This is a genomic window from Caldanaerobacter subterraneus (assembly GCF_004345675.1).
In the GTDB taxonomy this organism is placed as follows: domain Bacteria; phylum Bacillota; class Thermoanaerobacteria; order Thermoanaerobacterales; family Thermoanaerobacteraceae; genus Thermoanaerobacter; species Thermoanaerobacter subterraneus.
Map to the genome: position 1 here is coordinate 63,750 of NZ_SLWU01000012.1, position 11,940 is coordinate 75,689.

12 protein-coding genes are annotated in these 11,940 nt (G+C 30.5%); 11 read left to right on the forward strand and 1 reads right to left on the reverse strand.

All coding sequences use genetic code 11. The features are described from left to right. The first annotated feature begins 1 nt into the window (after nucleotide 1). A complete protein-coding gene (locus EV203_RS07090; protein ID WP_132039779.1) occupies nucleotides 2-718 on the forward strand; it encodes a SurA N-terminal domain-containing protein in 717 nt (238 codons plus the stop codon). A 427-nt stretch (nucleotides 719-1,145) separates the two neighbouring features. Here EV203_RS07090 and EV203_RS07095 read toward each other — a convergent pair whose 3' ends face one another. Next, nucleotides 1,146-1,814 carry a hypothetical protein gene (locus EV203_RS07095; protein ID WP_132039781.1) on the reverse strand — a complete coding sequence of 223 codons (669 nt, stop codon included), beginning with the start codon at nucleotides 1,812-1,814 and terminating at the stop codon, nucleotides 1,146-1,148. A gap of 650 nt (nucleotides 1,815-2,464) precedes the next feature. On the opposite strand from EV203_RS07095, the gene EV203_RS13395 reads away from it, so the two are divergent. The 10 genes from EV203_RS13395 to EV203_RS07130 form a co-directional block, all read left to right on the forward strand. Then, nucleotides 2,465-2,617, forward strand: coding sequence for a hypothetical protein (locus EV203_RS13395; RefSeq protein ID WP_165911587.1), 153 nt, complete (start codon nucleotides 2,465-2,467; stop codon nucleotides 2,615-2,617). A 139-nt stretch (nucleotides 2,618-2,756) separates the two neighbouring features. Next, the gene (locus tag EV203_RS07100; RefSeq protein WP_132039783.1) at nucleotides 2,757-3,884 is read left to right on the forward strand and encodes a hypothetical protein; all 1,128 of its coding nucleotides are present in this window, start codon (nucleotides 2,757-2,759) and stop codon (nucleotides 3,882-3,884) included. A gap of 32 nt (nucleotides 3,885-3,916) precedes the next feature. After that, a complete protein-coding gene (locus EV203_RS07105; RefSeq protein WP_011026735.1) occupies nucleotides 3,917-4,504 on the forward strand; it encodes a hypothetical protein in 588 nt (195 codons plus the stop codon). Nucleotides 4,505-4,936: 432 nt separating this feature from the next. Beyond that, entirely contained in the window at nucleotides 4,937-5,110 is a 174-nt protein-coding gene (locus tag EV203_RS13400; RefSeq protein WP_165911586.1) for a hypothetical protein, read from the forward strand. Between the two features lie 253 nt (nucleotides 5,111-5,363). After that, nucleotides 5,364-5,840, forward strand: coding sequence for a hypothetical protein (locus tag EV203_RS13785; RefSeq protein WP_243700612.1), 477 nt, complete (start codon nucleotides 5,364-5,366; stop codon nucleotides 5,838-5,840). A 13-nt stretch (nucleotides 5,841-5,853) separates the two neighbouring features. Continuing rightward, entirely contained in the window at nucleotides 5,854-6,705 is an 852-nt protein-coding gene (locus EV203_RS13790) for a radical SAM protein (RefSeq protein ID WP_243700613.1), read from the forward strand. A 372-nt stretch (nucleotides 6,706-7,077) separates the two neighbouring features. Next, nucleotides 7,078-8,454, forward strand: a complete 1,377-nt coding sequence (locus tag EV203_RS07115) for a S41 family peptidase (RefSeq protein WP_132039785.1) — start codon at nucleotides 7,078-7,080, stop codon at nucleotides 8,452-8,454. Nucleotides 8,455-8,601: 147 nt separating this feature from the next. Next, complete coding sequence (locus EV203_RS07120) at nucleotides 8,602-10,002, forward strand: S41 family peptidase (protein ID WP_424945275.1); 1,401 nt, start codon at nucleotides 8,602-8,604, stop codon at nucleotides 10,000-10,002. 19 nt (nucleotides 10,003-10,021) lie between these two features. Next, on the forward strand, nucleotides 10,022-11,407 hold the full coding sequence (locus EV203_RS07125; protein ID WP_424945276.1) for a S41 family peptidase: 1,386 nt from the start codon (nucleotides 10,022-10,024) through the stop codon (nucleotides 11,405-11,407). Nucleotides 11,408-11,527: 120 nt separating this feature from the next. Continuing rightward, nucleotides 11,528-11,940: ABC transporter transmembrane domain-containing protein (locus EV203_RS07130; protein WP_243700614.1), on the forward strand; the 413-nt coding region annotated here is incomplete at its 3' end.

The following is an 11,940-nucleotide window of genomic DNA, read 5'->3' on the forward strand; positions in this document are numbered from 1 at the left end:
AGTGAAAAAAAGTCGAACTTTAATCTTAGTTAGTTTAAGCATCTTTTTGATTTTTATTTTAAGTATAGGTGCCTTTTCATTTTCAGCAAAAAATCCTCAGGAAAAGGCCAACGAATTACAATTTGATAATATTATGAAAAAAGTATCTTCTTTTTTCAAAAGCAACAAAGATAAGTTAGAAATTAATAAAGGGGATGTAATTGCAGAAGTTAATGGAATACCAATATACAAGAATGAATTTGAATTGAGGAAGGGATTAGCATTAGCATCTGGAGTGCAAGCAGATAATATAGATGATTATGTACTGCAGAAATTGATTAAAGAAAAAGTACAAGAATATTTAGCAAGTAAATACAATATAAGGGTCTCAGAAAGTGAAATAAATGAATATATAGAGAAGGAAAAGAAAGAGTTTAATGAATACCCAGAAGCAAAGAAGAAATTAGATGAATTAATTAATGCAAGTGGAATGACAGAAGATGAATATTGGAACACATATGAAAGGTATAATGCAAGAAGGATATTACTGTTTAACAAATTGTATAATTTTATTGTAGAAGAAGGCATGAAGAAAGGAGAATTGAAAAAAGTGGAACAAATGTCATCTGGTATGCAAAATGAATATAAAAAATATTTTGACGATGTAATAGATAAGTATATAAAAACTGCTAAAATATCAATTAGTGACAAGTATAAAGCTGTGTTTAAAGGTTTTTGATAAATCCATTACTTTTTTTAGATAAGTATATTAAAGTTTTAAATGATAAGGAAAATCTCAAGTAGTTCTATCAAAAAGTTAATCGAAACTGTCTAAAGTTTACGTTCATTAAAGTGTTGGAATTTAAAAATATTTTAATTTACCAATGTTTGGAGTGTTTATCTAAGAAAAACAGCAACAGAAAATATTCCATATTGTTTGGTATTTTTACAAGTCCATTTATGAAAACAGATTTGACGAGTATAGCAGCGAATGGAACATATCTATATTAATATAATCTTTCCAAGATTTTACTTTCCCAGGTGGTAAATATTACTATTACTTGTACATCTATGGGCCCGACTACATTTATTCAAGTCCCATATTTATTTCTAATTAGCGGGGAGCAAACGCTCCTAATTTTTTTACTGCTTATACATCAAATTTTTTATCTTGTTTGTGAATGTCTATGAAGTGAGAATAGACCTATTGCAGTCATAATAAGTCCTATTACAGGTAAGGTTAATGATTGGAAGAATTCCTGCATCGTTGGGCTTTTGTATATTAATAAAACTGCAGGTATCCTTATGGCAGAATTAAATCCACCTATAAATAGTCGTGGTATTCCTATGACTCCATGCTCTTTAATAAATGCTAGAATTGGACCGAAATTAGCACATGCATTTTTTAACAAGGCCAGTTTTATGGCTTCAGGGTTAATCGGATAGCTTTTGGGGTCAAATTGTACTAAAATGTCCCTTATCTCTTGTTCATATTGCTCAGAAGCATAAAAGTTAATAAATAGACTATCTACTACAATTGTTTTAATCGTGCGAAGATGTGAAAAATCTTTGGGGTAAAGGGTAAGTCCCCTCAATTTATGTCCCTTAGCGTTAAAAATTGACAAAACATTTTTGGAAAAATAATAATGGGCTATATAGCTGTCAGAAATATTACTATCCAGCAAGCCGTTGTCATATAAAAACGAGGTAACCCTGAGATGAACATCATTTTTCAATATAAATTCTTGTTGGTATATAAAACTTCTTAAAGAAAAACCGGCAAGCAAAATAAAGATTCCAAGCAGGGTAAAAATTATGCCAGTTTTTCTATTCATGAGATTTCACCCCCTTGACATTGTCTATTTGTTTTATTTTGGGATTTGGCAATTATAGTCTCATGTTGTACAGTATCAAGATGCTATAGGATTTTTTAAGACAACCTCTTTCAAGGAAATATGCAGTTATCAAACTTACGACAAACACTTGTTTTTGTATTCCGAGAAATTAAATTTTTAATTCAGACACCGGGGACGGTTCTTTTTGTCCGAAAACAAAAAGCTCTCCAGAAGATGGGGAGCTTTTTGTTTTATTGCCTATAAAAACTCAGCTTTCAGAAATGCAGAAACAAAAGTATTTAAAGTTTTGCAATCATAACAATTATATCCATAAAAGAGGAATGTAAAAGAAATCAAAATAAAAAACAAATAAAGTTTAAATTTTCAAACAATTTATTTTAAAAGTTCCTTTTTAAATCCCTTAACAGTTTATTTTACTGTCTTTGAAGACATTTTACAAATTTAACCTATTGTAACTTACAGTTACAAAATTAAAATTTTTCACTGGCGATATATGAAAAAATGAGAAAAAGAAAGAAAAATATAGATAACTTCGCCAAAACGAAATATTGGGAGGGCTCTTCAAAGATTTTGCCATTTCACTGGAAGAGGTAAGAATGCTAGGATAAAGTTGAAAGAAAATTTAGGAGGTGAAGGAAATTGAAAAAGCGATAACTCTGCTGATAATAATAACCTCTTTATTGGAGATATTTATATTAATTAGGGTTGCTCTATATTATTTCCATATAAAAGATGTAAAAACAATTCAAAAATATTTGCCAGTAGCAAAAAGAAAATTATAAGGTCATTGAAATGGAAGAATTTAAATATTTAAAATTGCCTGTGGTGAACTTCATTTTCGAGGAATTGCTTAAAAATAAATTAATAAACTGTATTGCTTTGTTATAGGGTAGAAAATATTTGTAGGGAGGAGATAATTTTATGAGAAGATTTGTAATTTCGATATTGATAATTTTGTTAATTTTATCAACATGGAGCGCCGTCTTAGCTGATTCAATTAGTTCTAAGAATTATTACGAGTTGTCAGGAATAAGTGTAAGAATAGATGGGACAGAATTGAACGAATTATATTATAATGATAAGTTGAGTAATGTATCCTTAAAAAAAATAGATGATTTAATACTCTATACTGAAGTAGTAAATATTGAAAATGTCGGAGAGTCAGAGTTCGTAGATGCAATAGTTAAATATAATGACGGGACCTTTGAAAAGGTAAGTAATATTGCTGATTGGGAAAGTGATAACCCTGATGTAGTATTTGCTTATAAAGGGAGAATTTTGGCAGTAGGTAAAGGAAGTACGATTGTCAGAGTATCAATTTCAAATTTTACAAGAGAAATTAAAGTAAATGTTGAAGGAAGGACTGATGTAAGAGAGGTAATTCTAAAATTAGATAAAGATACAGATAAAAAAACAAATTCTACCTATTTGAGAGATTATGTGGTTGATAAAGCAAAGAGAATGGTAGATGTTTCTTGGACTCCTTCTCAGAATCTAACCGGATGGTTAGGAAGATATACCTTTACAAAAGGTGTAACTTATAAAGGAATACCATATTCTCAGACACCGAATCAAAGAGATGAAATTGGTTTTTTGCAAAGTCTAAATAATGCAGCAGATTTTTATGTTCCGTATACAGATCCTAATGGTAGAATAATGCCTAGATATGGGAGTGATTGTTCTGGATTTGTGAGTTTTGCATGGGGGATAAGTAGACAGACGACATGGAGTTTTTTACAAGGGATAAAAAATGGGACGTACAAGAAAGTGGGTTCATACAATGTAGATAACCCTACCTCAAGTGAATTATTAACATCATATCTACAACTTCAAAGAGGAGATGCTGTAGTAAATGAAGGCCACACATTTTTAATTGCATATAACGACAAAACAAACAAAAAAGTATATGCATATGAACAAACTCCTTATTATGCGCAATATACTGTATGGACCTATACTCAAATGGCTGATGGAAAATATAGGCCTTTTACACTGACATACATGGATGACCCGATTTTACCGTATAGTTTGTTTCTCGAGTTAGAATAAATGAAAAAAGAAATAATCTAGGAGGGAGAAAAATGAAGAAATGGTTATATTTTATTTCATTATCCTTATTGATTTTCTTTCTTTTTGTGGCTTGTTCGGAGAAGATAGGTACAATTCCTGAAAATTATTCATATAATTATGATAACTATCTAGAGTACGATTACATGAAAAAAGCTGGAGATACTAAAGGCTCATTTAGTTTTAAATATCCAAAGGGATGGGTTGTAGAAAAATTACCCACATGGGAAGCAACTTCAGAAAAGGAAGCTTCTCCAGATTGGGGAGTAGAATTGTACAAAGAGGGGGATAAAGAAAATAAGATAACAATACTTGGAATTGTAGGGGGCGTGCCTGTAGATAAAAGCCGAGGGAATGAGTGGGAAAAACAGGGTTTTCAAAAAAGTCAACTCGTGGTTGGAAATGTGAAAAGAGGGGAAGTATACTCTGGAATAGTTGAAAACAAAGTAAAAACAGTAGTTCTTTATTATGACAAAGATAACCCACCAAGATTTGAGTCTGGCTGGCGCTTGGAAGCTCATGCCCAAGTCGACAAACAATTTTATAATAAAAACAAAAATGAAATATGGCATATTTTAGCTAGTGTAAAGAAAATTGAATAAAACTGCTATTGAGTATCAATTGTAATTATAGTATTTTGCTACTTTATAAATCAGTGCAGACAGACACCGGGGACGGTTCCTTTTGTCCGATTTTTAGGTTTCAAACAAAGAGAACCGTCCCCTTTGTTTGGATGATTTATGTTAAAGTCCAAATTTTCAGATAATTTATTTTAAAAATCCCTTTTTAAATCCTGTACCACTGTATTTCACTGTCTTTGAAGCCGTTTTACAAATTTAACCTGTTGTAACTTACAGTTACAAAATTAAAATTTTTCACTGGCGATATATGAAAAAATGAGAAAAAGAAAGAAAAAAGTGAATAATTTCGATGAAACGAAATATTGGGGAGGTCTATAAGCATTTTTGCCATTTTACTGGTAGAGGTAAGAATGTTAGGATAAAATTGAAAGAGGATTTGGGAGGTGAAGTAAATTGAGGAGAATTATAGTTTTGTTGATAATAGTAATTTCTTTGCTTGGGACATTGGCATATGTTAACATAGTTCCAGCTTATATGAAAGATAAAAAAGTGGTCAGGCAATACCTAGTAGCAGAAGAAAGAGAACCAAGGGTACATGGAGATATAAATAATCCATGGGGTGGATAGAAGCTTAGAAATTGAAAAATATTTTTAATATCCAATGCTTACTTATCGTAGAAGATAAAAACTAAAGAAGTATAAAAAGATATCTATAGAACGGCTTAGATGAAAGCTTTTGAATTTTCCCCAATCTATTATAAATAAAAAAGATGTAAAGCAAAAATAGATTTCAGGCAGCCTAGAAGCACATCTTAAAACTTTTATGTAAAAAGTTTTTGAGATGGGCTCAGGATAAAAATTCTTTAAGGGGAGAAAGAAAATGAAACCGTCTAGATATAACTTTTTCTTTGACTTTCCTGAAGAGCCGGAGAAAATAGTAGCTTATAACTCAAGAACAGGAGCTTTAGCCTTAATGGAAAAAAAGAATCACGACAAGTATAAAAATTATGTAGAAAAAGGCATTTCGATTGATGACAGTAAATTAATAGAAGACTTGAAAAAAGGTCAATTTCTCATAGATGACAATATTGACGAACTTCAGCTATTACGATTCAATCTCTGGCGGAGTAGATTTAATGACAAAAATTTGGGTTTAACTATTGCACCTACATTAGGATGTAATTTTGCTTGTGTATACTGCTACGAAAAGGACAATCAGAAAGATGTATTTATGAGTGAAGAAGTACAGGATAAAATAGTTAAATATATAAAGCAGCGGATAAAGTATTTGCAGAGTGTAAATATTACAGAGTGTAAATATTACTTGGTATGGAGGGGAACCTTTATTAGCTTTTGACATTGTCAAAGATATGTCAGAAAAAATTATAAAGCTCTGTGATGAAAATGAAGTTATGTATGGAGCATCTATTATAACGAATGGATATAACTTGACAAGGGAAGTAGTGGAACAATTTAGGAACCTGCGATTATCATTTATACAAATAACATTGGATGGTCCTCAGGATGTACACGATAAAAGACGTCCTTTAAAAAGTGGACAGGGAACTTTTGAAAAGATACTAGTTAACATAGAAGAAAATATTGATATAATGCCAAATATTTCTTTAAGGATAAACGTAGACAAAGAAAACGTAAACAGAGTTAATGAAATATTAGATGGGTTGGAAAGAAGAGGATTGAAAAATAAACTTAGTGTTTATTTGGGATATGTAGAACCTACAAATGATTGTTATGTACCAAATAAGTGCCTATCTATGCATGAATATTCTAAGGTTACTTATATGTTTGAAAAAGTGTTAAAAGAAAGAGGTTTTTCGAATAATTTAATGCATAAGTACCCCCATTTAAAATACAATTTTTGTGGAGCAGATAGTGTAAATTCAATGGTGATAGACCCGGAGGGATACATATACAAGTGCTGGTCTGATATAGGGATAGAAGAGTATAGGGTAGGAAATATATTAAACGACACATCCTTAGTTTCTTTAAATGTTGATAAATATATGGAATATCTTCTTTATGACCCTACAATGGACGAGATGTGTACTGATTGCAAGCTCCTGCCAATTTGTATGGGAGGATGTCCAAGGAGAAGAATAGAAAGAATGACAGAAAGATGTGGAGATTATAAGTATGTTTTAGAAGAATATTTGAAGGATATAGCAAAAGAGCTATTAGAGAAAAAACAAGAAAAGGTTTAAACCAATTTGAATTTGATGTTTTAGGGTATTAATTTTGATTAGAATGTGCGCACATTCTATATAAAAATAAAAAGAAAGGGAGGTAAGGCAATATGGAATATTTGGTAGAAGGTTTTGGGGCAAAAACTGGTCTTCCATGTTTGATTGTTATTGATTGTCCACGTCTTGAATGTGGTATTGTGATATGTAATTGCAAAGATAGTTCAACTTTATGTGGTTCCTACTGTGGATCATGGTTTTGTCTGTGCCGAGGAATTGGAGCACGGATGGAGCCATATATAAAATTATAAAGGAACATGCCCTCTAGTCTAACATCGTGATGTTAGACTAGAGGGTGCCTTTACTAGATGCCACTAAAAGGATGTGATAGTAATGGGTAAGAAACTATCAATTTCTATAATTACTTTTATATTTTTTCTAATTGTGATATTTTCAACAGGATTTTTTACAGGCATATATACTTCAAACAATCTATTTGTGTCGAAAGAACCGAGGGAATTGACAGAGAAGCAAAAAATAGAAGACTTTGAATATATGTACGACATTTTAAAAGACAATTATGCGCATTTTTATGAAGTAAAAAAGATGTATAATTATGACTGGCTTGCTCATAAAGAAGAGTTTGAAGAGATGATAAAAAATACCAAAGATGATGAGGAATTTTACAAAGCCTTAAATATAATTTTATCAAAATTGCACGATTGGCATACGTATGTTTTAGACCCAATTTTTTATCATTATACATTGAGAATTGCTAACAACTATACTACTTTAAAAAAAGAAAATATACAACTTGGGCCTTTTATAGATATTTTTAAAAAATCAGAAAAGGCATATAGAACCTGGGATAAGTTATTTAAGGAAAATATACCTGGATATACTTCAAGAACTATAGTAAGCACGAATAATATAAAAACAGAGATTGTAGAAGAAAATAAAATTGCTTATTTAAGAGTTAACTCTTTTGCAATAGACGTTGATAAAGATTTTGAAAAATACAAAGAAGACAGAGAAAAAATAAATAATTTTTTAAAAAACATAAAAGATTACCCATATCTAATTATAGATATAAGTGGCAATGGAGGAGGAAACACGTTATATTGGGTGGATGCTATAGTAAATCCGTTGCTAGATAAAGGAAATGAAGTGGAAAATAAAGAATATTGGAAAACATATTTAATAAGAAATGGAGCTTATGTAATGAATGTGATGAGGGAATATTTACCTAAAGATTCCTTAAAACCGATAGAAAAACTACCTAATTACAATCTTATTTCTGAGGGAATAAAGAAAGAATTTAAGTACTACATGGAAGGAAGATATAATGTGAAAGAAATGAGGGAAAGGACAAAAGCCTATTTTAACGGGCAAATAGAGGAGAAAGAGCCTGTTGGTTTTAAAGGGAAAATATTTGTAATAATCGATCAAAACACCTTTTCAGCTGCCAATAGTTTTGCAGAATTTTGTAAAGAAACAGGTTTTGCTACATTGGTAGGAATTAGAACAAGAGGAGATGGCTGGCCTATAGGGTATATGAGGCTTCCTAACAGTGGATTGATTGTAAGTTTTGAGTATGGAACCATTTTAAATGAGGACGGAACGACCTATTTTGAAACAGGCACAGTGCCGGACATAGAGATAGAAATGGCTAAATTTAGATCCAACGATCCCGATGTTAAAGGAGAGCTTTTAAAACAAAAGACAGTAGAGATAATTAAAGCTTTAGAAAATAAGGAAAAGAATTTTTAAGAATACATAAAAGAACTGATTGACATGGGAATATTTAAATTTGTCAAAAAAACAATTTATTACAAGGTTGGTTACCTGAGAAAATTAAGAAGTTTAGTACCCGTGCTCAAGTTAATTTCCAAATATGAAATAAGAAAATAAATTGTTATGTTAATGGCGATAAATTTAAACTTTCAAGTTTTAGATGCATCGCTACTTTTAAAAATTATAAGTGAAAGGATGGATATATTCTTGAGAAAAAAGTTACCTATTTTAATAGTTACTTTGGTATTTTCAATAATCATATTACTCAGTACACATATTTTTTTGAATACACGGCTTAATTTATATTGGACAAAGGAATTAACAGAAAAGCAAAAAATAGAAGACTTTGAATACATGTATAACATCTTAAAAGACAATTATGCTCATTTTTATGAAGTGAAAAAGATGTATGGTTATGACTGGTTAGAATATAAAGAGCAATTTAAAGAAAAGATAAAGAAGACAAAAAATAATTTAGAATTTTATTATGCATTAAATGATATTCTATTAAAATTGCATGATGGGCATACACATGTTTTAAGTCCTGGGTATTATAAATATTTATTTGGACCATTAGGTTTTAAACCTTATGAAGATATGTTTAGGGAATCAGAAAGTTCTTATAAGATGTGGGAAAAAATCTTTAAGAATACATATAGACAGGGCGAACTAGAAGATTATTATTCACTAAAGAAAAGAAGAGAAAACGTTGTGACAGACGTTATAGAACCTGGAAAGATCGCTTATTTGAAAATCTATTCTTTTTTAATTGATTATCACAAAGACGGAGAAGAATATAAAAAGGAGAGAAATATGATATATGATTTTTTGAGAAATATAAAGGATTATCCATATTTAGTCATAGATATTAGTGATAATGAAGGGGGTAATAGGGAGTACTGGTTGAATGCTATAGTAGCACCTTTGAGGAATAAGTTAAAAGAAGTTAAAAACTTGTCAGTAGAAAAGACTTATCTTATAAGAGGCGGGGAATATATTGTTAATCTGCTTGAAAATTATATACCAGATTTGAAAAATAATACTATAGATAAACTTCCTATGTATGATTTGCTTCCTGCAGGAGTAAAAGAAAATTTCATGTACTATGCGACCACAGATATAGTAAAAGATTTTGAAAAATTTTCTAAATATGTAGAACCTGTAGATTTTAATGGGAAGATATTTTTAATCGTTAGTAGAACCACTTATTCAACAGCAAGTATATTTGCAGAATTTTGTAAAGAAACGGGCTTTGCTACAGTAATAGGTGAAAGAACCAGAAAAGGAGATGGAGGATGGCTTATGCCAGGTTTAATGCGCCTTCCTAATAGCGGGTTAATTGTGAGATTTGACGGGGAAATGATTATAAATCAGGATGGTACTTCATATTTTGAAACGGGGACTGTGCCGGATATAGAAATAAAAATGATTCCTAAAAACCCATTTGAAAAAGATGAAGAGCTAAAACAAAAAATACGGCAATTAATTAAATCATTAGAAAGTGAAGAGAAGGGTATTAAATAAGGGAAAAGGTGTGATATTGTTGAGTAGGAAACTGTCAATTTCTACGATTACTTTGATATTTTTATTGATTGTAATATTTTCAACAGGATTTTTTACCGGTATATACACCTCAAATACTCTATTTGCACCAAAGGAAATAAAAGAGTTAACAGAAAAAGAAAAAATAGAAGATTTTGAATATATGTATAACATTTTAAAAGACAATTACGCGCACTTTTATGAAGTTAAGAAAATGTACGGCTATGACTGGCTGGCACATAAGGAAGAGTTTATAGAAGAGATAAAAAATACAAGGAATAATATTGAGTTTTATAATAAATTAAATGAAATTTTGGGGAAATTGCATGATGGGCACCTTTATGTAGCAAGTCCTAGCTATTTTAATTACATTTTAAAATTAATTGAAGATGAAACGATGAAAAATTTTGTTGACTTTGAGGCTTTTATAAAAATATTCAAAGATTCCAAGAAAAATTATGAAAAATGGAGCGAATTGCTAGGAAGTGTAAATCCCAAGTATAACGAGAGCCTTTTTGTTCAAATGAGGAGGGGGCAGAAAAATATAAAAACAGAAATTTTAGAAGAGGATAAAATAGCGTATTTAAGAGTTAATTCTTTTTTGATAGATAAAGATCAGAACAGTAAAAATTATCGGGAAGAGAAAAAAGAAATATACAACTTTTTAAAAACTATCAAAGATTATCCTTATTTAATTATAGACATTAGTGGAAATGTAGGAGGTTCTTCAGAATACTGGATAGATGCTATAGTAGCTCCACTGATAGGAGAAAGAGGTTTAGAATATTTAAAATTGGAATATTTAGAAAATGAGGATAAAAATACATATTTTTATTTATCGCGAAAGGGGAATTATACGCAAAAAAATTTCAGGGAATATGTAATATTTTATGACGAAGATAAATTCAGAGAGAGTCCAATATACGATAAACTTTCAGAAGAGATGAAAAAAGATTTTACAATCTATGAATTTAAAAAAAACCTATTTAAACAAGAGGAAAAGTATATAGAAAAGTTTTTCAAATCAAATGAATATGTAAATTTCAAAGGGAAGATATTTCTAATAATAGACAGAGCGACTTTTTCTGCAGCCACAGAATTTGCCAAGTTTTGTAAAGAAACAGGTTTTGCTACATTGGTAGGAAGAAGCACTTTAGGAGACGGTTCACTTACCTCATATATGAGGCTTCCTAACAGTGGATTGATTATAAGATTTGAAGCCGGCACAATTTTAAACCAAGAGGGGAGTTCATTTTTTATAGAAGGTGTGAAACCAGACATAGAATTAGATGTTCCAGATACGAATGCTGGCTATCCAGAAGTAAGAGCAGAAATATTGAAGCAAAAGACAGTTGAATTAATTAAATCTTTAGGAAAAGAGAAGTAATTTCTAAAAAATGCAAGAGAGTTGATCAATATGAAAATATTTAACTTTGTTAAAAAATTTATATTTAAGTACAAAAGCTCCCTGATAGTATTTCTGTTTTTTAGTATCATTGGATGGCTCATGTCAATTATAGTGCCTTACATTACAGGTAATTATATTGACCTTCTATTGCAGAGTAAAGATTTCAAAGTAATTTACGATTTTACAGCAAAGATAATATTAATTGGCATAACCACTATATTCACTTCTTTTATAGTGAGCTATACCTATGTTAAAATTCAGACCAAATCAATGGCAGACTTAAACTTTTACGTATTGGACCATGTAACTAAATTGCCTATTCTTTACTTTAAAGGAGTAGACAGTGCATATCTAAATCAAAGAATAAATTCTGACAGCAATACTGTAGTCTCTTTTGTATTAGCCAATATGCTGGATAGGTCAAGTCCAAATTTTTGTGTAAAATCCCCCTGGTTAGAACATGAACCTTCTTTATCACCACCGTTCAATTCATTGTACTGCTTCCGCCCCAT